At 72.8% G+C, this 20182-nt stretch carries 18 protein-coding genes; 9 read left to right on the forward strand and 9 right to left on the reverse strand.

All coding sequences use genetic code 11. The annotated features are described in order from the left end of the window. Window positions 1-25 precede the first annotated feature (25 nt). Window positions 26-2410, reverse strand: a complete 2385-nt coding sequence (locus ACF1CT_RS17525; protein WP_391784726.1) for a hypothetical protein — start codon at window positions 2408-2410, stop codon at window positions 26-28. A gap of 181 nt (window positions 2411-2591) precedes the next feature. Between ACF1CT_RS17525 and ACF1CT_RS17530 the strand changes: the two genes are divergently transcribed. The 4 genes from ACF1CT_RS17530 to ACF1CT_RS17545 all read left to right on the forward strand — a co-directional run bounded on the left by ACF1CT_RS17530 (window position 2592) and on the right by ACF1CT_RS17545 (window position 6207). Beyond that, a complete protein-coding gene (locus ACF1CT_RS17530) occupies window positions 2592-3428 on the forward strand; it encodes a DeoR/GlpR family DNA-binding transcription regulator (RefSeq protein WP_391784727.1) in 837 nt (278 codons plus the stop codon). Between the two features lie 114 nt (window positions 3429-3542). Next, window positions 3543-3995 (forward strand): SRPBCC family protein, encoded by a 453-nt coding sequence (locus tag ACF1CT_RS17535; RefSeq protein WP_391784728.1) that lies wholly within the window; start codon window positions 3543-3545, stop codon window positions 3993-3995. A gap of 135 nt (window positions 3996-4130) precedes the next feature. Then, window positions 4131-5642: an SDR family oxidoreductase gene (locus ACF1CT_RS17540; RefSeq protein WP_391784729.1), complete on the forward strand. Its 1512-nt coding sequence runs from the start codon at window positions 4131-4133 to the stop codon at window positions 5640-5642. 85 nt (window positions 5643-5727) lie between these two features. Continuing rightward, a complete protein-coding gene (locus ACF1CT_RS17545; RefSeq protein ID WP_391784730.1) occupies window positions 5728-6207 on the forward strand; it encodes an SRPBCC family protein in 480 nt (159 codons plus the stop codon). Between the two features lie 56 nt (window positions 6208-6263). On the opposite strand, the gene ACF1CT_RS17550 is transcribed toward ACF1CT_RS17545, so the two are convergent. Then, entirely contained in the window at window positions 6264-7397 is a 1134-nt protein-coding gene (locus tag ACF1CT_RS17550; RefSeq protein ID WP_391784731.1) for a PLP-dependent cysteine synthase family protein, read from the reverse strand. A 205-nt stretch (window positions 7398-7602) separates the two neighbouring features. Between ACF1CT_RS17550 and ACF1CT_RS17555 the strand changes: the two genes are divergently transcribed. Beyond that, on the forward strand, window positions 7603-7920 hold the full coding sequence (locus ACF1CT_RS17555) for a hypothetical protein (protein ID WP_391784732.1): 318 nt from the start codon (window positions 7603-7605) through the stop codon (window positions 7918-7920). 353 nt (window positions 7921-8273) lie between these two features. Then, complete coding sequence (locus ACF1CT_RS17560) at window positions 8274-8795, forward strand: ATP-binding protein (RefSeq protein ID WP_391784733.1); 522 nt, start codon at window positions 8274-8276, stop codon at window positions 8793-8795. 65 nt (window positions 8796-8860) lie between these two features. Here ACF1CT_RS17560 and ACF1CT_RS17565 read toward each other — a convergent pair whose 3' ends face one another. Together ACF1CT_RS17565 and ACF1CT_RS17570 are read right to left on the reverse strand one after the other, a co-directional pair. Beyond that, window positions 8861-9151 (reverse strand): SHOCT domain-containing protein, encoded by a 291-nt coding sequence (locus ACF1CT_RS17565; protein ID WP_391784734.1) that lies wholly within the window; start codon window positions 9149-9151, stop codon window positions 8861-8863. Between the two features lie 249 nt (window positions 9152-9400). Further along, the gene (locus ACF1CT_RS17570; protein ID WP_391784735.1) at window positions 9401-10621 is read right to left on the reverse strand and encodes an ROK family protein; all 1221 of its coding nucleotides are present in this window, start codon (window positions 10619-10621) and stop codon (window positions 9401-9403) included. 121 nt (window positions 10622-10742) lie between these two features. On the opposite strand from ACF1CT_RS17570, the gene ACF1CT_RS17575 reads away from it, so the two are divergent. Next, window positions 10743-11957, forward strand: coding sequence for an MFS transporter (locus ACF1CT_RS17575; protein WP_391784736.1), 1215 nt, complete (start codon window positions 10743-10745; stop codon window positions 11955-11957). A 145-nt stretch (window positions 11958-12102) separates the two neighbouring features. On the opposite strand, the gene ACF1CT_RS17580 is transcribed toward ACF1CT_RS17575, so the two are convergent. The 3 genes from ACF1CT_RS17580 to ACF1CT_RS17590 form a co-directional block, all read right to left on the reverse strand. Further along, complete coding sequence (locus ACF1CT_RS17580; RefSeq protein ID WP_391784737.1) at window positions 12103-12765, reverse strand: response regulator; 663 nt, start codon at window positions 12763-12765, stop codon at window positions 12103-12105. Continuing rightward, entirely contained in the window at window positions 12762-14003 is a 1242-nt protein-coding gene (locus ACF1CT_RS17585; RefSeq protein ID WP_391784738.1) for a sensor histidine kinase, read from the reverse strand. Before ACF1CT_RS17585 ends, ACF1CT_RS17580 begins: the two co-directional genes overlap by 4 nt. Before the next feature lie 275 nt (window positions 14004-14278). Further along, a complete protein-coding gene (locus ACF1CT_RS17590) occupies window positions 14279-14989 on the reverse strand; it encodes a TetR/AcrR family transcriptional regulator (protein WP_391784739.1) in 711 nt (236 codons plus the stop codon). Window positions 14990-15116: 127 nt separating this feature from the next. On the opposite strand from ACF1CT_RS17590, the gene ACF1CT_RS17595 reads away from it, so the two are divergent. Then, the gene (locus tag ACF1CT_RS17595) at window positions 15117-15578 is read left to right on the forward strand and encodes a nitroreductase family deazaflavin-dependent oxidoreductase (RefSeq protein ID WP_391784740.1); all 462 of its coding nucleotides are present in this window, start codon (window positions 15117-15119) and stop codon (window positions 15576-15578) included. A gap of 291 nt (window positions 15579-15869) precedes the next feature. Here ACF1CT_RS17595 and ACF1CT_RS17600 read toward each other — a convergent pair whose 3' ends face one another. After that, entirely contained in the window at window positions 15870-17084 is a 1215-nt protein-coding gene (locus ACF1CT_RS17600; protein WP_391784741.1) for a geranylgeranyl reductase family protein, read from the reverse strand. 181 nt (window positions 17085-17265) lie between these two features. On the opposite strand from ACF1CT_RS17600, the gene ACF1CT_RS17605 reads away from it, so the two are divergent. Beyond that, window positions 17266-18630 (forward strand): dipeptidase, encoded by a 1365-nt coding sequence (locus ACF1CT_RS17605; protein ID WP_391784742.1) that lies wholly within the window; start codon window positions 17266-17268, stop codon window positions 18628-18630. Between the two features lie 118 nt (window positions 18631-18748). Here the strand turns inward: ACF1CT_RS17605 and ACF1CT_RS17610 are convergent, their stop codons facing one another. Beyond that, complete coding sequence (locus ACF1CT_RS17610; protein ID WP_391784743.1) at window positions 18749-19786, reverse strand: NUDIX domain-containing protein; 1038 nt, start codon at window positions 19784-19786, stop codon at window positions 18749-18751. Window positions 19787-20182 lie beyond the last annotated feature (396 nt).

Raw genomic sequence — 20182 nt, forward strand, 5'->3', positions numbered from 1 at the left:
GCCCTCGATCACCGCGTCCGCCCGGTCAGCGGTCGCCCGAGAGCCTCGGGGACGGCGCGGGCCCGGGGGTCTCCGTGGTCGCCTGGTGGGGCAGGGCCGGGTCGAGCCGGTCCAGCAGCGCGGCCCGCTCCTCGGCGAAGCCGGGGTCGGCCTGGTAGTCGAAATGCCCCAGAACGGGTTCGGGCAGCGGGTGTTCGGGCGTACGTCCGTAGACCAGGGGGTCCTTCAGCGGCCCCCGGTCCACCGCGGTCCCCGGCACCTCGTCGAACCCGACCCGGCCACCGATCGGATCGGTGGCCCGCCAGAGGTTGCGCCAGCAGCGCACGGTGCGGTGGAGGCCATTCAGCGGTCCGGGACCGAAGTAGGCAGGGAACCAGCGACCGTACAGCCGCTCGATCGGCGAGCCGTAGGTGAGCAGGGCGACCCGGCCGCGCGTCCGTGCCGGCAACTGCCACACCGCGGAGGCGGCGAGGACGCTGCCCTGGGAATGGCCGGAGATGACGAGGCGGCCACCGGTGCGCCCGGTCCAGCCGGACATCCGTGACACCAGATCGGGAACGGCGCGCTCGGCGTAGCAGGGTGGCGCGAAGGGGTGCGCGGCGCGCGGCCAGAAGGTGCCGACGTCCCAGAGGATGCCGATCGTGCGCCGTGCGGAGGCGTCCCGGTAGGCACGCCGCCCCCAGGTGACGAACAGGACGAAGCCGAATCCGATCATCCAGGAACCGGTGGACTGGGCGGCTTCGGCCACGGCCTCGGCGAACGGACCGTTCCCCTTCATCGCCTCGCCGGGCACCTCGCCGCTCGCCCAGGCACCGCCGACCGCCGCCGCGCCGAGCAGCAGGGCGGCGCCGGAGACCGGGCCGATGATCCACGGTGCGGAGTCGGTGAGGGCCGCGGTGGCACGGATCCGGGCGATCTGCCGTGTGCGGGCGGGGTCCGGCAGTTTCGGTGCGTACTCCCGGTCGACCTCCGGTTCCAGGGCGCGGGCCTTGAGCCAGGTGCGCACGAGGAGCAGGACGCCCGGGAGCACCAGCAGGATCAGCAGGACCGGGATGACCGCCGCCTGCCAACTGAGCAGCACTGGCGGGCCCTTGATGGTCTCACCTGCCATGCCCGGGGTGCCGGGACCGTCGAGCCAGTCCGCGACCCATTGGGCGACCCCGCCGGTCATGACGCCGCCGAGCGCGCAGGCGAGCATGGCCACCACCGGGCCGCCGAGTCCGTACAGCACCGTACGGGGTTCGGGTGTGCGGCGGTACAGGCCGAGGGAGACCGCGGCGAGGAGGGCGACGAGCAGTACCTGGACGAGCGTGACGACGCTGAAGGCCAGGTGACCGGGCAGGGCCCCGTCCGACACCCAGCCCGGACGCGACCAGGCGGCGTAGATCCCGGTGAGGACGAGCAGCGTCAGGGAGGCGCCCGGCAGGTAGGTGATGAGGGCGCGGTCGAGCCGGTTGTCGAGGCGCTGCTCGCTGCGGCCCCGTCGGCAGACGACCCACAGCACGACGAGCGCGCCCAGGACCAGCGTCGTCTCGATGAGCCGGCCGAGGACGCCCGGCACGGGGCCGGTGACGGCGCGGTCGTGGTGGGTCGCGGCGCCCGCGACCGATGCCGCGACCGTCAGGAATCCCGCGGCCGTGTGGGCGGCGCGCAATCGGGCGACCAGCCGGCGGCCGTACCAGAATCCCGGCCTGCCGAGGGCCGGGTCGCTCGCGGTCGTGGCGGCGGTGCCGTCCGGGCCGTGTCCGGTCCCCGGATCGGCGTCGTCCGGCACGGCGCCGGTGAGCGGGCGCTGCGACTCGTACGCGCTCCACGTCCGGTTGGACAGGAACCAGAGCAACCCCACCAGTGCGGTGGGCACCAGCGCGGCGACGGCGAGTCTGCGGCCCGGCTGGGACCACCAGCCTCCCTGCGCCGAGGACAGGAAGCCGAGCCAGGACCGTCGGCCCGAACAGGCCTGCACGCCCGCGCACTGCCAGGCCGTCAGGTCGAGTGCGACCTCGCAGGCCGCCGCGGTCAGCAGGACCGTGAGGCTGAGCGCGACGAGCCGGACCAGGACGCCGTACAGGCGTACCGCGCGGGTGCGGGCCCGCGCGGTGGGGCGCATCCAGTGGGCGAGGTTGACGACCATGAAGGGGAGCAGCAGCAGCCACAGGGCCCGGGAGCCGTTGCCGGAGGTGAGGTTGGACCAGCAGTAGGCCTCCTCGATGGGCCGGTCGCGGTACCGGTCCGGGTGCTGTTCGGCGTCCGTGTCCTCGGGGCGCCGGTAGATGGCCGCGGTGGCGTCGCCGGTGATCCGGACGACCTGCGGGTCGTCGAGCATCTCCTGGGGGGTGGCGCCGCCCACGCCGTGGACCAGCAGCTCCAGCGCGGGCCCCGGGGGTGGTGGGGCCTGGGTGGCAGGTGGCACTGGGGTGACTCACTCTCGTTCGTGTGGGGGAAAATACTGATGGGAAGTCACCAGGATTGTGGCGGAGCGGTACGGTCCGCGCCGCTCTCACGGAATCTCCCCACTGCGGGGGTCGACGACACCGCGTGGCAGGATGATCCCGTTCCGGCACAGGCGACCGGCGGGAAGGAGCACCGGGGCGTTGAGCGACCATCAGAATCTGCTCGCGGAGCAGCGACGTGCCCTGATCCTCGACGAGGTGCGCAGGCGTGGCGGGGTACGGGTCAATGAACTCACCCGCAGGCTGAACGTCTCCGACATGACCGTGCGCCGGGATCTGGACGCGCTGGCCCGCCAGGGCGTGATCGAGAAGGTGCACGGCGGTGCCGTTCCGGTGGTCGAGGCGAGTACCCACGAGCCCGGGTTCGAGGCCAAGTCGGTCCTGGAACTGACGGCCAAGGAGGACATCGCGCGGGCCGCCGCGGCGATCGCCGTTCCCGGCAGTGCCATCGCCCTGTCCGGCGGCACGACGACGTACGCGCTCGCCCAGCGGCTGGTGGACGTGCCGGATCTGACGGTGGTGACCAATTCGGTGCGGGTCTCGGACGTGTTCCACTCCGCGCAGCGTGCGGGTGGCACGGGCGGTACGCGCGCCGGGGCCGCGACGGTGGTGCTCACGGGCGGGGCGCGCACCCCCTCCGACTCCCTGGTGGGGCCGGTCGCCGATCGGGCGATCGACTCGCTCCACTTCGACGTGCTGTTCCTCGGGGTGCACGGGATCTCGGTGGAGGCCGGTCTCTCGACGCCGAATCTGGCGGAGGCCGAGACCAACCGGCGTCTCGTCCGGTCGGCGCGGCGTGTGGTGGTGGTCGCGGACCACACCAAGTGGGGCACGGTGGGGCTGAGTTCGTTCGCCGGTCTGGAGCAGGTGGACACCTTCGTGACGGATGCGGGTCTGACGGCGGCCGACCGCGAGGAGATCGAGGAGTATCTTCCGGGTCTGCTGGTGGCGGGCCGGACCGTGGAGGACGACGGCTGAGGGCCTGTCGGGCGGCGTCCGCCCGGTCGGAGGTCACCCGGCAGGCCCTGAGGGCGGGGCGCCGGTCGGCGCGGGCATCACGACGACGCGCGGCGGATGCGGCAGGATCGGATGATGGCCCTGTTCCGGATCGAGCGCTTCACGTCCCTGCCGCCGGCCGAGTCCTGGCGCCGCCTGACGGACTGGGAGCGGCACGCCGAGCGGGTGCCGCTGACCCGGATCACCGTTCCTGCCGGAGTGCCGGCCGGGAGGGGGACGGTGTTCGTGGCGCGGACCGGGGTGGGGCCGCTGGGGTTCGACGACCCGATGGAAGTGGTGCGGTGGGCGCCGCCCGTCGCCGGGCGCGCGGGGCTGTGCCTGCTGGAGAAGCGCGGTTCGCCGGTGCTGGGCAGGGCCTCGATCGGCGTGTGTCCCACGGAGACCGGTTCCCACGTGGTGTGGGTGGAGGAGCTGTGTGTGCGGGGGCTGCCCCGGTGGGCCGATCCGTTGATCGCCGCGGCGGGACGCCGGGTGTTCGGCCGGGTCATCGACGGTTTGCTCGATCGTCCGGAGCGGTCCGGTCCGTAGCGTGCGGGGACGACGGTGTCCGCATCACGCGCACCGTTGGGTCCGTGGCGTGCGGGGGCGGCACGGGCGGCCGGTGCCGCCGTTCGGAGCCCTTCGCCGGGTCCGGTGCGGCACTCCGGTGGAAGACTCGGGCAGGTGACCGAAACCTCGGATGATGCGGGACCGCGCTCTCTCGTGACCGGCGCCACCGGATACATCGGCGGCAGGCTGGTGCCCGCGCTGCTCGACGCCGGGCACCGGGTGCGCGCGATGGCGCGGACCCCTCGCAAGCTGCGGGACTACCCGTGGGTGGACCGGGTCGAGGTGGTGGCGGGCGATGTCCGCGACGCCGCTTCGGTGCGGGAGGCCATGCGGGGCGTGGATGTGGCGTACTACCTGGTGCACGCGCTCGGCTCCGGACCGGGGTTCGAGGAGACGGACCGCGAGGCGGCCCGGATCTTCGGCGAGCAGGCGCGGGCGGCGGGGGTCGGGCGGATCGTCTACCTCGGTGGGCTGACCCCTGCCGGGGTCCCCGAGCGGGAGCTGTCGCCGCATCTGCGGTCGCGGGCCGAGGTGGGCCGCGTACTGCTCGACTCCGGGGTGCCGACGGCCGTCCTGCGCGCGGCGGTCGTCATCGGTTCGGGTTCGGCCTCGTTCGAGATCCTGCGCCATCTCACGGAGCGGCTGCCGGTGATGATCACACCGAGCTGGGTGCGCACGTCGATCCAGCCGATCGCGGTGCGGGACGTGGTGCGGTATCTCGTCGGCTGCGCCGCCCTGCCCGCCGAGGTGAACCGCACGTTCGACATCGGGGGTCCGGACGTCATGACGTACCGGGACATGATGCGGCGGTACGCCGAGGTCGCCGGGCTGCCGCACCGGGTGATCCTGCCCGTGCCGGTGCTGACGCCCAGGCTGTCCGGTCTGTGGATCGGCCTGGTGACGCCGGTGCCGCACGCGATCGCCCGTCCGCTCGCCGAATCACTGCGGCACGAGGTGGTCTGCCGTGAGCACGACATCACCCGGTACGTGCCCGATCCGCCCGGCGGCCCCATCGGCTTCGACCGGGCGCTGCGGCTGGCGCTCCAGCGGATCAAGGACGCCCGGGTCGACACCCGTTGGTCCTCCGCCTCGGTCCCGGGGGCGCCCAGCGATCCGCTGCCCACCGACCCCGACTGGTCAGGCGGCACGCTCTACCGTGATGAACGCGAGCAGGTGGTGCCGGTGGCCCCGGACGCGCTCTGGCGGGTGATCGAGGGCATCGGCGGCGAGAACGGCTGGTATTCGTTCCCGCTCGCCTGGGCCGTGCGGGGTTGGCTCGACCGGATCGTCGGCGGCGTCGGGCTGCGGCGCGGTCGTCGGGACCGGCAGCGGCTGCGGGTGGGCGACTCGCTGGACTTCTGGCGCGTGGAGGAGATCGTTCCGGGTGAGCTGCTGCGACTGCGGGCGGAAATGAGGCTGCCCGGCCCGGCCTGGCTCGAACTCTCGGTCAGCCGCGACGACCGGGGCCGGACGGTCTACCGGCAGCGCGCGCTGTTCCATCCGCGCGGGCTGCTCGGCCATGCCTACTGGTGGAGCGTGTGGCCGTTCCACTCGGTGGTGTTCGGCGGCATGGCGCGCAACATCACCGCCGCCGCACGCCCGGCCCCGAGACATCCCGCGGTCTGAACTTCCTGCGGGCGAAGACATGTGACGGAGCGTCAGTTAAGGTGTGCGCCGTGCCGTACGCCCTCGACCGCACGGAGGTGCACCCGTGTCACGCCCGCTCCGTCCCGTCGGAATCGATTTCGTCGAGTCCGCTCCCCTGCGCCTGGTGTACGCCGCCGAGCTGTCCGCGTCCCCCGAGGACGTGTACCGCGCCCTCGCCGACGACGTCCCGGGCTGGCCGCTCTGGTTCACCGCGGTGACCGCGGCCCGGCCCCTCGAAGAGGGCACGGGCCGCGAGGTCCGGCTCAGGGGCGGCACGGTGATGCGCGAGACGATCCTCGCGGCGCAGCCCTGCGAGCGCTACGCCTACCGGGGCGACGAGGTCAACGCCCCGGGCCTCCGGGCGCTGGCGGAGGAGTGGCTGATCACCCCGGTCGGGGCCGGGACGCGCTTGCGCTGGACCTTCGCCGCGGACGGCTCCGGCCCGTTCCGGTTCGCGCTGCGGCTGGGCCGCGCCGGAGTGGGCCGCGCCTTCCGGGACGCGGCCCGCCGGCTCGACGGGCGGCTGACCGGGTCCGCGGGCTGAGCGCGACCGCTGATCCGCTCACCGCGTCGCGCGTCGGACCACCCGTCGGGGCCGGGTCATGCGGGCCATTCGCCGCTGCTCAGGAAGGTGTCGATGGTCCGGGCGTACGGGGCGATGTCCAGTCCCTGGCCGGCGAGCCAGCCGTCGGAGTAGTACTTGTCGAGGTAGCGGTCGCCCGGGTCGCAGATCAGGGTGACGACGCTGCCGGTGGCACCCTCCGCGACCATCTCGGCGACCAGTTTGAAGGCGCTCCACAGTCCGGTGCCGGTGGAGCCGCCCGCTTTGCGGCCGATGGCGCGGTCGAGGGCGCGCACGGCGGCGACGCTGGCCGCGTCCGGGACCTTCATCATCCGGTCGATCGCCCCGGGCACGAAGCTCGGCTCCATCCGGGGCCTGCCGATGCCCTCGATCCGGGAGCCGCAGTCACTGGTGGCCAGCGGGTCGTGCCGGGTCCAGCCGTCGAAGAAGCAGGAGTTCTCCGGGTCGGGCACGCAGATCAGGGTGTCGAACTGCATGTAGTGCACATAGCGCGCGATGGTCGCCGAGGTGCCACCCGTCCCGGCGGTGGCGACGATCCACGTCGGCTCCGGATAGCGTTCCAGCCGGAGCTGCTGGTAGATCGACTCGGCGATGTTGTTGTTGCCGCGCCAGTCGGTGGCCCGTTCGGCGTAGGTGAACTGGTCCATGTAATGCCCACCGGTCTCGGCGGCGAGCCTGGCCGACTCCTCGTACATCCTGCGGGAATCGTCGACGAAGTGGCAGCGTCCGCCGTGGAATTCGATCAGCCGGCATTTCTCCGGACTGGTGGTGCGGGGCATCACCGCGATGAACGGCACGCCGATCAGCTTGGCGAAGTACGCCTCGGAGACCGCCGTCGAGCCGCTGGACGCCTCGATCACCGGCTTGCCCGGCCTGACCCAGCCGTTGCACAGCCCGTAGAGGAAGAGCGAGCGGGCCAGCCGGTGCTTGAGACTGCCGGTGGGGTGCGTCGACTCGTCCTTGAGGTAGAGGTCGATGCCCCACGCCTCGGGCAGCGGGAAGCGCAGCAGATGGGTGTCGGCGGAACGGTTCGCGTCGGCCTGGACCTTGCGCACGGCTTCCTTGAGCCAGGCCCGGTACTCGGGGTCGGAACGGTCGATGTCGACGGTCTCCGCGACCGGGCCCTCGTGTCCTTGCTGAACCGTGCCCATGGGCGCGCTCCTCCTCGTGTGACCGGACTCTCCGCGCCCACGATATTCCCCCCACCTGCACAAACGTTTCCTTTGACTGTCCATAGCCCTGGCTTGGCGTCGCGCGCGGCACGGGCGCGCCTGTGCGCCGGAACGCGACCTGGCGCGTCGGTCCGCACTTGTGCAGACTGCCCATCAGAAGCATTGCGAAGGGGGCGAGACAACCATGCAGGAATCGGAGTTCAGTGCGACGGGCGTGCGGATCGAGCGGTGGGACCGGTCGCTCACGAGGGCCGGACAGGTGGTCGTCAAGGACGGCAGGCTGGCCCTGCTGACCAGCTACGGGAGGGAGATCGACAGTGCCCCGTTGGGGGCGGTGAGCGCGGGCAGGCCGTGGTTCGCCGGAGCCGGCGCGGCCGTGGCACGGCTCAACGGGACGCGCTACCGGCTGACGATGGGGCAGCGCGACCGCGGGCCCGACCGGACCGGACCCGCCCGAAGGTTCCTCGAAACACTGCACAGCGCGGGCGACCGGATGCTCTGAGAGCCTGCCGGGTGGCCTTCGGCCGGAAAGCGGACGGGGCAAATGGCGCGTGCGATTCCAGGGCGCCGGGAGGGCCCGGTGGCGGAGCCGCCCGGTCATCCCGGCGACACCCGGAAGCGTGCGTGCCAGGACGTGGCCGCCCGGTCGGAGGTCATCCGACAGGCTCCGAGGGGGCGGCGGCGCCGGTCGGCGCGAGTTGCGGAGGCATGCGCCCTGGGCGACATTGGTCATACGTCACTCATGGTTTACCGGCGGTGACACTTTGTCTCGCCGCCGGGCTGGAATCAGCAGCCGGCCGTCTGCTGGATCCGTTCCTCCGTCTTCTTCCGGACCTATTTCGGGGAGTCGCAGCCGTGATCAGCGAGCCAAGCAGGCACTGCACGGTGGAGCTCCAGGCCCTGCCGTCGCGGATCGGTCAGGTCCGCAGAATCATTTCGGCGCAACTGCGCTACTGGCATCTCGATCCCTTGATCGACCATGCGGCGCTCGGCGTCACCGAGTTGCTGACCAACGTCCACCGGCACGCCCAGCCGGACAAGTCGTGCACCGTCGAGATCGAATTGCTGCTCGAACGGCTGACGGTGTCCGTCCACGACCACGACCCGAGGCTGCCGACGGTGCGCGAGGCCAGTGCCTCCAGTACGTCGGGGCGGGGGCTCGCGCTGATCGCCGCGGTCAGCGAGAGCTGGGGGGTCCGCCCGAGGGGCGGGGCCGGGAAGATCGTCTGGTTCACCCTGCCGACGCCCCCGCGGTGCGCCGCGCTTCCGCCCCGTCCGGTGTACGGGGCTACCACGGACGGGCCGTTCGCGCCGGATGCCTTCATCTACCTGGAGAGCCGCACCCCTTCCATCGCCCGGTCGATGGTGGTCGGTTAGCCGGGAGGCAGGGGCACCGCACGGCGCCCGGAACGCGGATCCGGGACGGTGCCGGGCGACCGCGGTCATGCCGCTCCGCCCCGGCCGCCCCGGCCGAACTCCTCGCCGAGGACGGAGAGGCGCCGCCAGTACTCGTCCTCATCGATCTCTCCGGCGGCGAAGCGACGGCCGAGCAGGGGGATCGGCGAGGGCTCGACGGCGGTCTCCCCCTGGGCACCCGTGCTCCGGGGCCCGCGTCGGCCGGGCGGGGCGGTGCGTCGCAGCAGGGTGACGCCGCCGATGACGACGGTCCCCCAGAGGAGCGGGAGGAGCAGGATCCAGGGCCCGGGTCCGCCGCTGTGCGCAAGGGTGTTCATCTCGGTCGGCTCCCTCGGTTCGGGGTTCGAGGTCAGGTCTTCCTGACGTCGTCGAGCCTGGCCCCGGAGAGGCCCCGAGTCGTCGTACCGTCGGGGGCCGTCCGCGTACCTCCCGAGGAGTACGCGGCGGCGCGGATCCCGACGGCCGGCGTGACACCGGCGGCGTCCGCCGGTGGCCTCGTCCGCCGGGTCCGGTGCGCCCCGCACCGCCCTCTCGGAGCTGCGTGACGGACCGTCCGCGACGGGTGGTCAGGGTCGGACGAGCGCGGCGAGCGGGTCGTCGAGCACCGGCTGCCAGGCAAGTTCGGCAGCGCCCACCAGACTGTTGTAGTCGAGCGTGCAGGGCAGGATCGGCACGCTGCCGCTGCGTCCCCACAGACTGCGGTCGGCCACCACCGCGCGCAGCCGCTCGGGGTCCGCGTCGAGCAGGGCGCGGTGCAGTCCGCCGAGGATGATGCGGTCCGGGTTGAGGATGTTGACCAGCCCGGCGAGCCCGAGACCGAGCCGGTCGATCAGTTCCTCGGCCGCCCCGCGCACCGCCGCGTCGTCGTACTCCGTGCGCAGCAGATCACCGGACTGCTTGAGCAGGGACTCCTCCGGGCCCGGTTCGCGACGGGCGGCGATCAGGAAGGCGAGCGGGTCGGTCTCGACGTCCAGGCAGCCCCGTCCGCCGCAGTGGCAGGGCCGGCCGTCGGGGTTCACCGTGAGGTGACCGACCTCCAGGGCGAGCCCCGAACTCCCGGAGTGCAGGCGGCCGTCGAGGACCAGGGCACCCCCCACGCCGCGGTGGCCCGTGGCCACGCAGAGCAGGTGCTGGGCGCCGCGCCCGGCCCCGTGCCGGTGTTCGGCGAGGGCGGCGAGGTTGACGTCGTTCCCGGTGAACGCCGGTCCGGGGATACCGGCCGCACGGACGTGGGCGGCGAAGATCTCGCGCACCGGGGCGCCCGCCGGCCAGGCGATGTGCAGCGGGTTGAGCGCGGTGCCCTCGGGTTCGGCGACCGCGGACGGCACCGCGAGTCCCGCGCCGACACAACGCAGACCGCCGTCCCGCAACAGGCGGGCGCAGTCCTCGACCACCTCGCCGATGACCTGCGCCGGGTCCGCCGTGACGGTCACGCAGCCGGGGGCGGTGGCGACGATCCGCCCGCCGAGTCCGACGAGGGCGGCCCGGAATCCGTCCGCGTGCACCTGCGCGGCGACGGCGACCGGCCCGGACTCCCGGACGGCCAGCCGGTGCGAGGGGCGGCCCTGGGAACCGGCGGCGGAGCCCGGCCGGGAGTCGACCCGGATCAGGCCGAGCGCCTCCAGCTCGGAGGCGACCGCACCGGCCGTCGCCCGGGTGACCCCGAGCTCGGAGGTGAGGACGGCGCGGGTGGGCGCGCGTCCGGTGTGGATCAGTTCCAGCGCGGGTCCGAGCGCGCTGCGGCCCCTCTCCAACTTCGTCCGGGCGGTGGTCACCTTGCCGTTCATGGGGGCGAGTCTCCCACGATCCACGAGGGCTCCGATGCCCCGGTGGCACACATGCGCCTCATACGGCCACGACGGCGCGAACGGCTTGCACCCGCTGTCCGGGCGCCTCTATGCTGAGTTTGTGCCGCAACTAAACAAACTGCGGACGGCTCTGCCGGGGGGATCGGGCGGAAACACCGCCCCGCCCGCGTCGGATCGCCTCCGTACCGCGCTGACCGTGTTCTTCGCCCTCGACGGATTCCTCTTCGCCGGCTGGGTCGTCCGCATCCCGGCCATCAAGCACCAGACCGGTGCGTCGGCCGCCGCCCTGGGGCTCGCCCTGCTCGGTGTGTCCGCCGGAGCCGTGGTGACGATGATGCTGACCGGTCGGCTGTGCCGCCGCTTCGGCAGCCATCCGCTGACGGTGGTCTGCGCGGGGCTCCTCTCCGTGAGCATCGCCCTGCCCGCGCAGACGCGTTCGCCCCTCGCGCTCGGCCTGGTGCTGCTGGTCTTCGGCGCCGCGTACGGCGGAATGAACGTGGCGATGAACAGCGCGGCGGTCGAGCTGGTGGCCGCCTTGCGGCGCCCCGTGATGCCGGGCTTCCACGCGGCGTTCAGCCTGGGCGCGATGGTGGGCGCCGGGCTCGGCGGACTGGTCGCGGGCGGCCTCTCCCCCTCCGCGCATCTCTTCGCCCTCACCGGGATCGGGCTCCTGGTCACCGCGGCGGCCGGCCCCGTACTGCTGCGCCGTCCGGCTCCGCGGCCCGCCGCCGCGGGCGACGGTTCCGGAGCGTCGCCGCGCCCCACCGCCCGCGCCCGCCGGACGGTGCTGCTGTTCGGGGTGATCGCCCTGTGCACCGCGTACGGCGAGGGCGCGCTGGCCGACTGGGGCGCCCTCCATCTGGAACAGGATCTGCGCGCCCACCCGGGTGTCGCCGCCGCCGGATACTCCGTCTTCGCCCTGACCATGACCGCCGGCCGGCTGAGCGGCACGGCACTGCTGGAACGACTCGGCCAGACCCGCACCCTCGTCCTGGGCGGCGCCACGGCCGCGGCCGGGATGCTGCTCGGCGCCCTCGCCCCCGGCGTCTGGGCGGCGCTCCTCGGATTCGCCGTCACGGGCCTCGGCCTTGCCAACATCTTCCCCGTGGCGGTGGGCCGGGCCGGGGAACTCGCCGGTTCCGGCGGAGTGGCCGCCGCCTCGACCCTCGGCTACGGCGGGATGCTGCTCGGACCGCCCACGATCGGCTTCCTGGCCGAATGGCTCTCCCTCCCGGTGGCTCTCACCACGGTGGCCCTGCTGGCCGCGACCGCCGCCGTTCTGGGGTACGGGGCGCGCGACGCCGCACGGGCATGAGGCGTCGGGGACGCCCGAAACGGCCGGGGTCCGTCCCGACGGGATCCGGAACCGCCGGGAGGGTCGCCCCGGGGAGATCATGAGCCGGACCGGTCCCCCGGCCGCCGGGGGCGCCTGCCGGGGCGCGGCGACCGCCCGCCCCGGTTCAGCCGAGCCAGCCGGGGCGCACGAGCCCCGACTCGTAGGCGAGCACCACGAGTTGGGCCCGGTCGCGGGCGCCGAGTTTCACCATGGTGCGGCTGACGTGGGTCTTCGCGGTGAGCGGGCTGACGACGAGCCGCCGGGCGATCTCCTCGTTGCTGAGTCCCATGCCGACGAGCGCCATCACCTCCCGCTCCCGTTCGGTGAGTTCGTGCAGCCGCGCAGCGGCAGGTTCCTTGGACCGGGCGGCGAACTCGGCGATCAGCCGACGGGTGACCCCCGGCGAGAGGAGGGCGTCACCGCCGACCACGGCGTGGACCGCCCGCAGCAGTTCCTCCGGTTCGGTGTCCTTGACGAGGAAGCCGGAGGCACCGGAACGGATCGCCTCGAAGACGTACTCGTCGAGTTCGAAGGTGGTGAGCATGACCACCTTGACGTCGCTCAGTGCGGCGTCCCCGGTGATGGCCCGGGTGGCGGCGAGGCCGTCGAGGCGCGGCATGCGGATGTCCATCAGCACGATGTCGGGCCGCAGTTCGCGCACCATGCGCACGGCCGCCGCGCCGTCGGCGGCCTCTCCCACCACCTCGATGCCGGGCCGGGCGTCGAGCAGGGCCCGGAATCCGGCCCGGACCAGCATCTGGTCGTCGGCGAGCAGTACCCGGATCACGTCGTCCCCTCCCCGCGCACCGCCGGTCCCGGCGGGCCGGACGGCAGCGGAAGCTCGGCCCGCACCCGGAATCCGCCGTCGGTCCGGGGTCCGGCCTCGATCGTGCCGCCGAGCACCGCCGCCCGCTCCCGCATTCCGGCGAGTCCGTTGCCGCTGCCGCCGGCGTCGTCACCGGTCGCGGGCCCCTCGTCGTCGACACGGAGCCGGATCCGGCCGGGGCCGTGGCCGATCCGGACCCGGGCGGTGCGCGATCCGGAGTGCCGGACGACGTTGGTCAGCGCCTCCTGCACGATCCGGAAGGCGGCGAGATCGATGCCGGGCGGTACGGTGCCGCGCACACCGTCGTCCTCGACGGTGACCGTCAGCCCGGCGCCCGCCGCCTGCTCGACGAGTTCGGGGAGCCGGTCCAGGCCGGGGGCCGGCGCCCTGGGAGCGTCCCCGGGCGTGCGCAGGGCGTCCAGGACCTGACGGACCTCGCCCAGCGCCTCCTTGCTGGCGTTCCTGATGGTGGTGAGCGCGTCGCGGGCCTGCTCGGGGTAGGAGTCCAGCAACGCGAGACCGACGTTCGACTGGACGTTGATGACGGAAATGCTGTGGGCCAGGATGTCGTGGAGTTCGCGTGCCATGCGCAGCCGCTCCTCGTCGGCCCGCCGCCGTTCCGCGGCCGCCCGCTCCGCACGCCGGTCGGCCCACTGCTCGCGGCGTACGCGTACGAACTCGGCGGTGGCGATGATCGCCACCGCCCAGGCGGCGATGCCCAGTTCCTGCCCCCACGAGGCGGCACGGCCGTCGGAGAGGGGCAGCCATCGGTAGAGCCAGTGGGCCACCAGGACGTGGCCCAGCCATACCGTTCCGACCGCGGTCCAGGCGGCCCGCCGGTGCCCGGAGACCACCGCGCCGAAGCAGCCCACGGCGACGGTCAGGAAGACCGGCCCGTACGGGTAGCCGGCCGTCAGATAGGTCATCGCGGCGGCCGAGCTGCCGAACACCGCGGCCACCGGGTGGCGGTGACGGAGCAGGAGCGCGGCGACGGCCAGAAGGAGCAGCAGCCGCGCGAAGAGATTCAGCGGCGCCCGCTCGTCCATCTGGCCCCGGGCCGCGACGGTCGACCCGATCATGACGACGGCACCGATCAGGACCGTCGAGGGCCAGGGCAGCCGGGACGCGGAGCTCTCCGGGGCCTGCGCCAGCCATCGCGGCGGCCCGCCGCGCCCCCGAAACGGGTGTCGCTCTTCCATGTCGGCCACGCTAGACGGCGGGCGGGTGCGGGGCATCGGCCGGGCGTGGCGATCCTCCGTACTCCCCGGGGAGTACGTCGCACGTGCGGAGCCGCGGCGGGGGGGGCTCGTGGCGGACGGGGCCGACTCGGGCGGAACCGTGACGGAGCGGCTCGTGACGGAGCGGCTCGTGACGGACGAGAAGCGGTGGCCGGACCCGGAACGGGCAGCGGCCCCAAGGCCCCATGCGGGACCGGGAAAGACGCGACGGGGCGGGCCGCTCCTCGGGGCAGACCTCAGGTCGCGTTCCGCGGGCCGAGCAGTCCCACCGAGCGGGCCAGCTCGGTGACGGCCGCCGAGAAGAACTGGTCCCTCGCCTCCACCACCCGGTTGAACTGGCCGAAGACCTCGAAGGAGATCAGCCCGAACAGCTGCGACCAGGCCGCGATCAGCGGGACCGCGGCTCCGGGCGGAAGGCCGGGGGCGAAATCCGCCGCCATCCGCGCGGACTCGGCACACAGTTCGCGGGAGAGGGACGGCACGGCAAGACCGTCCTCACGGTAGGCGTCCGCGACGACGGAGATGAGCACGAGGCCGACCCGGGACGCCGGACCGGTCGTCGTCCGCGGCGCGGTGTAGCCGGGCACCGGGGAGCCGTAGATCAGGGCGTACTCGTGGGGGTGGGCCAGCGCCCACTCGCGTACGGCACCGGCCGCCGCGGTCCAGCGCGCGAGGTGCGGGGCGGCCTCGGCCCGGGCGGCCCGGTGAGCGGCCTCCGCGCTCTCCCCGACGGCGTCGTACGCGTCGACGATCAGGGCGGTGAGCAGCTCGTCGCGGCTCGGGAAGTAGCGGTAGAGGGCGGAGGACGCCATGCCGAGCTCCCTGGCGACGGCGCGCAGCGAGAGCTTCGCGGCGCCCTCGGCGGCGAGCTGCTTCCTCGCCTCGTCCTTGATCGCGGCGGTGACCTCGATGCGGGCCCGTTCCCTGGCTCCTCGGACAGTGCTCATGGCCTCAGTCTGCCACGCGCAAAGAGCAGTGAACACTGTCGAGAGCACTGCTCTTGCTTTTGAGCACCGGTTCCGGGCACACTGATCTCAAGCGAGAGCACCGCTCTCATTTCGGTGGGGAGTCACCATGTCGCAGCCGTACTACCTTCAGGGCAGCCCGCTCAACGTCCGGATGAACGGGATCGTGGGCTGGCTCGCACGACGCGGTATCAGCCTCGGCGGTTCCGCCGAGCTCTCGGTGCGCGGCCGCAGGAGCGGGCAGTTGCAGCGCATCCCCGTGAACCCCCACAGCTACGAGGGCGAGCAGTACCTGGTCTCCGCGCGGGGGCACTCGCAGTGGGTGCGGAACATGCGCGCGGCCGGTGGCGGTGAGCTGCGGGTGGGCCGCCGGGTCCGTTCCTTCGCCGCCGTGGAGATCGCGGACGACGCGCAGAAGGCGACGGTGATCCGCGCGTACCTGGAGCGGTGGGGCTGGCAGGTCGACCAGTTCTTCCAGGGCGTCACGGCGAAGTCCACGGACGCGGAACTCCTGGCCGCCTGCCCGGACCACCCCGTCTTCCGGATCACCGTCGGGGCCGAGGCCGCATGACGACCGTGGATCCATCCGCGCGGTCCGCCGTGGGTGCCGGCGGGGACGCCCGGTGGCCGGCGCCCGCTCTCCCTTCCGGCCCGGCGGACCGGGTACGCCACCACGGCCGCACTCCGAGCCGCGCCGGAAGCCGTGACCGGCTCCGTGGACCAGTTCGTGATCCGGGTCCGCGCTCCGGCCCGGCCCGTGATCCGGGCCGTGGTGCACCGGCCCCGTCCCGCCGGTGACATCCGGAGCCGGACCGTATCGGCGGCCTCCGCGCGGTTCTGTCGCTCCGTCCGGACCGGTCCCCTATCGGTCCATCGCCGAGAGCGCCCGCTGCGCCAGCGGATGCGTGCGGACCAGTTCGGCCAGCGACGTCGTCCCCCTGGTCACTCCGGCGAACGCGTTCCAGGCCGGACGGAAACCCGTCAGCACCGCGTGCAGCACCCCGGGCCTCCGCTCGAACAGCTTCAGCATGCGGCGGCCGACGCCCATCTCGACGCCCAGACCGGCCTTGATGGCGAAGGCGTAGTTGAGCGCCTGGCGCCGGGCGTCCACCGCGTCGTGCGACTCGGCGACCCGCACGGCCCACTCACCGGCGAGCCTGCCCGAGCGCAGGGCGAAGGAGATGCCCTCGCGGGTCCACGGCTCCAGCAGGCCCGCCGCGTCACCGCACACCAGCACCCGACCGCGCGACAGCGGGGAGTCCTCGCTGCGGCAACGTGTCAGATGCCCGGAGGAGATCTTCGGCTCGAACCCGGCGAGACCGAGACGGGCGATGAAGTCCTCCAGGTACTTCTTGGTCCCCGCGCCGTCGCCGCGCGCCGAGATCACGCCGACGGTGAGGGTGTCGCCCTTGGGGAACACCCAGCCGTAACTGCCGGGCAGGGGGCCCCAGTCGATCAGCACCCGGCCCGCCCAGTCCTCGGCGACCGTTTCCGGAACCGGGATCTCCGCCTCCAGGCCGAGGTCCACCTGATCGAGCTTCACCCCGACGTGGGCTCCTATGCGCCCCGCGCTGCCGTCGGCACCGACGACCGCACGGGCCAGGACCGTCTCCCCGCCGGACAGCACCACGGCGACCGTGCGCCGGTCCGGCACGGCGGCACCGTGCTGCTCCACCCTCGTCACGGTGGCGCCGGTGCGGAGTTCGGCGCCCGCCTTCTGCGCCTCCTCGACCAGCCCCGCGTCGAACTCGGGGCGGTTGATGAGCCCGAAGAGCATCCGCTTCGAGCGACGGGTCCGCGCCAGTCTGCCGTTGAGCGAGAACGTGACCGCGTGGATCCGGTCCCGCAACGGCAGCTCGAATCCGGGCGGCAGCGAATCCCGTGAGAACCCGATAATTCCGCCACCACACGTTTTGTAGCGGGGCAGTTCCGCCTTTTCGAGGAGCAGGACCCGTCGGCCCGCGACCGCCGCCGCGTAGGCCGCGGAGGCTCCGGCCGGTCCACCACCGACTACGACCACGTCCCACACGGTCGACTCTTCGCGCTCACGTCCGGCGTCTGCTTTCTCGCTGCTCACGATGTGCTTCTGCTCCCGATCCCACCAATGGCCCATGCTGCTCACGGCATCCTACGGCTCGCCCGGCCCGACTCCCCCTGTGGGAGGATCGACCGAGCGTTCGCTCTGCGTGCACCTCGCGTTCCGAAGCGCACGCACCCGGATTCGTCCCTATAACGTCGCACCCACGAGGAGCGTGCCCATGACCGCCCGTCCGATCTCCGAGACCATCGCCTCGCTGATGCCCCGTGCCAAGGCGGAGCTGACCGAGCTGGTGGCCTTCCAGTCGGTGGCGGATCCCGCGCAGTTCCCGAGGAGCGAGTGCGAGGCTGCCGCGAACTGGGTCGCCGACGCGCTGCGCGCCGAGGGATTCCAGGACGTCGCCCTGCTCGACACCCCCGACGGAACGCAGTCGGTGTACGGCTTCCTTCCCGGCCCCGTCGGCGCCCCGACCGTGCTGCTCTACGCGCACTACGACGTGCAGCCGCCGCTCGACGAGTCCGCCTGGCTCTCCCCGCCGTTCGAGCTGACCGAGCGGGACGGCCGCTGGTTCGGGCGCGGCGCCGCCGACTGCAAGGGCGGCTTCATCATGCACCTCCTCGCGCTGCGCGCCCTCCGCGCCGACGGCGGTGTCCCGGTCTCGGTCAAGGTGATCGCGGAAGGCTCCGAGGAACAGGGCACCGGCGGACTGGAGCGGTACGCCGAGGCACACCCCGAACTGCTGGCGGCGGACACGATCGTCATCGGCGACACCGGCAACTTCCGAGTCGGCCTGCCGACGGTCACCGCGACGCTGCGCGGCATGACGATGCTGCGGGTCACCCTCGACACCCTTGAGGGGAACCTGCATTCCGGCCAGTTCGGAGGCGCAGCACCGGACGCGCTGGCCGCGATGATCCAGCTGCTGGCATCGCTGCGCGCCGAGGACGGCTCGACGACCGTCGACGGTCTCACCGCGGATGCCGAATGGGAGGGCCTGCGGTATCCCGAGGAGGACTTCCGCAAGGACGCGAAGGTCCTCGACGGGGTCGAACTGATCGGCACGGGCACGGTCGCCGACCGCATCTGGGCCCGGCCCGCCGTCACCGTCATCGGGATCGACTGCCCGCCGGTGGTCGGTGCGACCCCCTCGCTCCAGGCGAGCGCGCGGGCCCAGATCAGCCTGCGGGTGCCGCCCGGCCAGGACGCCGCGGCGGCGACCGAGCTGCTGACCGCGCACCTGCGGGCACATGCCCCGTGGGGGGCCGAGGTGTCGGTGGAACAGGTAGGCCAGGGCCAGCCGTTCCGCGCGGACACCTCCAGCCCGGCGTACACGTCGATGGCGCGGGCCATGGAGACCGCGTACCCGGGCGAGAAGATGCAGACGTCCGGAATGGGGGGCTCGATCCCGCTCTGCAACACGCTCGCCGCCCTCTGTCCCGAGGCCGAGATCCTGCTGATCGGTCTGAGCGAGCCGGAGGCGCAGATCCACGCGGTGAACGAGAGCGTGTCGCCCGGGGAACTGGAGCGGCTGTCACTCGCCGAAGCGCTGTTCCTGCGCAATTACGCGGAGTCCAAGCAGTCCTGACCGGTCCGGGGAACGGATTCGGCCCCGCGGGCCCGGATTGGCGGGCCCCGGGGCCCGTTCACGCCGCGGTGTCGGCTGCCGCCCGTGCCCGGAGCCGCCGGCGCGTCCCGGCGCGCTCTCAGCCGACCGGTACCCCGGCCTCCAGGTTGAGCACGGTCGACCGTTCCCGGGCCCGCAGCGCCCAGCGCAGCCGTGCGTACCGGGTGGGAGGCAGCATCGTCGCGGCCTCCTCCTCGGTGACGAATCGCCAGCCGCGCAGCTCCGAGCCGGGCAGCAGGAGCCGCTGGGCGTCCGCGCCGGGCAGCAGACCGCCGTCGAAGATCAGTCTGAGCCCGCCGAAGCCGGGCGGCTCGGGCGCCTCCCAGTCGATGACGAGGAGCTTGGGCACCCGGTCGAGCTGGATGCCTATCTCCTCCGCCACCTCACGGATCCCGGCCTGCGCCGGTGCCTCGCCCGCCTCGACCACCCCGCCCGGGAATTCCCAGCCCGGCTTGTACGTCGGGTCGACGAGCAGCACCCTGCCGTGTTCGTCGAAGAGCAGCACCCCGGCCGCGACGGTCTCCGCGGTCGGGGCGGGGGTCTGCACGATCTCGCAGACGGACGCCGCTCCGCTGCGCACGGCCTCGGCTATCCGCTCGGCCGTCTCGTACGGGGTGAGCGCGCTGGTGTCGATGGTGTGGGCATCACGGCTGAGCCAGCCGAGCGCCGCCCGGTACGGGCCGATGTGCTCGTAGGCCCACTGCCGGACCCGCTCATCGTGTTCCATGTCGTCCGCGGACTTCACCCGGTCGGCGATACGTTGACGCAGGATCGTTTCCTCAGGTGAGAGCAGTACATGGCGCACCGGTATGCGCCGGGAGGCGAGACCTCCGAATATCTCGTCCCGGTATTCCTGTCGCAGCAACGTCATCGGCACCACCAGTACGCCGGAGACCTCTGCAAGCAGCGCCGCGGCCGTGTCCACCACCAGCCGCCGCCAGATCGGCAGGTCCTGGAAGTCCGTCACGTCGGCGAGCCTCTTCTGGGGCAGCAGTTGGCGCAGACCCGCGCCGATCAGCTCGGGGTCGTAGAAGGTGCTGTTCGGGATCAGATCGACCAGCTCGCGTGCGGCGCTCGTCTTCCCCGCGCCGAAAGCACCGTTGACCCAGACGATCACGGTTCCCCCTCTTCCGTAGCCCCCTGTGGCTTGCCCGCAACACCCTGCCGCGGAAACCCGGCTGTGGCGATGCTGTTACCCCGAAGGAGCCGTCGAATTCCCATGAACCGCGAGCCTCTGGGGGAATCGCCCCGGGCATCGCTCCGGGCATCGTCGCCCCGCGTGGACGACGGCGCACCAGAACGCTGCGGAAACGCGGGCGCCGAGGACGGCATCCGCCTTGCCGGCGTCGGCCGCCTCTTTGCCGCCGCGCGTGCGGTCTCCGCTCCCCCGCACCGAAAAGTGAATCGTCACTCACCTCATTGTCACAACTCCATCACCAACGGAATATGTTGCTCCCTCACTGGTACCGGTGCGGATACGTTCATGCAGCCATGAACCGCACGTGGGGGGACA

Origin of the sequence: Streptomyces sp. NPDC014734 (genome assembly GCF_043083325.1) — a bacterium.
GTDB lineage: Bacteria > Actinomycetota > Actinomycetes > Streptomycetales > Streptomycetaceae > Streptomyces.

What these genes read in the sequence shown, in the direction of transcription:
- ACF1CT_RS17585 (WP_391784738.1), bottom strand. Translation starts at nt 14,003, where the DNA reads ATGGAAGAGCGACACCCGTTTCGGGGGCGCGGCGGGCCGCCGCGATGG.
- ACF1CT_RS17605 (WP_391784742.1), top strand. Translation starts at nt 17,266, where the DNA reads ATGACCGCCCGTCCGATCTCCGAGACCATCGCCTCGCTGATGCCCCGT.
- ACF1CT_RS17550 (WP_391784731.1), bottom strand. Translation starts at nt 7,397, where the DNA reads ATGGGCACGGTTCAGCAAGGACACGAGGGCCCGGTCGCGGAGACCGTC.
- ACF1CT_RS17565 (WP_391784734.1), bottom strand. Translation starts at nt 9,151, where the DNA reads ATGAACACCCTTGCGCACAGCGGCGGACCCGGGCCCTGGATCCTGCTC.
- ACF1CT_RS17595 (WP_391784740.1), top strand. Translation starts at nt 15,117, where the DNA reads ATGTCGCAGCCGTACTACCTTCAGGGCAGCCCGCTCAACGTCCGGATG.
- ACF1CT_RS17555 (WP_391784732.1), top strand. Translation starts at nt 7,603, where the DNA reads ATGCAGGAATCGGAGTTCAGTGCGACGGGCGTGCGGATCGAGCGGTGG.
- ACF1CT_RS17570 (WP_391784735.1), bottom strand. Translation starts at nt 10,621, where the DNA reads ATGAACGGCAAGGTGACCACCGCCCGGACGAAGTTGGAGAGGGGCCGC.
- ACF1CT_RS17590 (WP_391784739.1), bottom strand. Translation starts at nt 14,989, where the DNA reads ATGAGCACTGTCCGAGGAGCCAGGGAACGGGCCCGCATCGAGGTCACC.
- ACF1CT_RS17535 (WP_391784728.1), top strand. Translation starts at nt 3,543, where the DNA reads ATGGCCCTGTTCCGGATCGAGCGCTTCACGTCCCTGCCGCCGGCCGAG.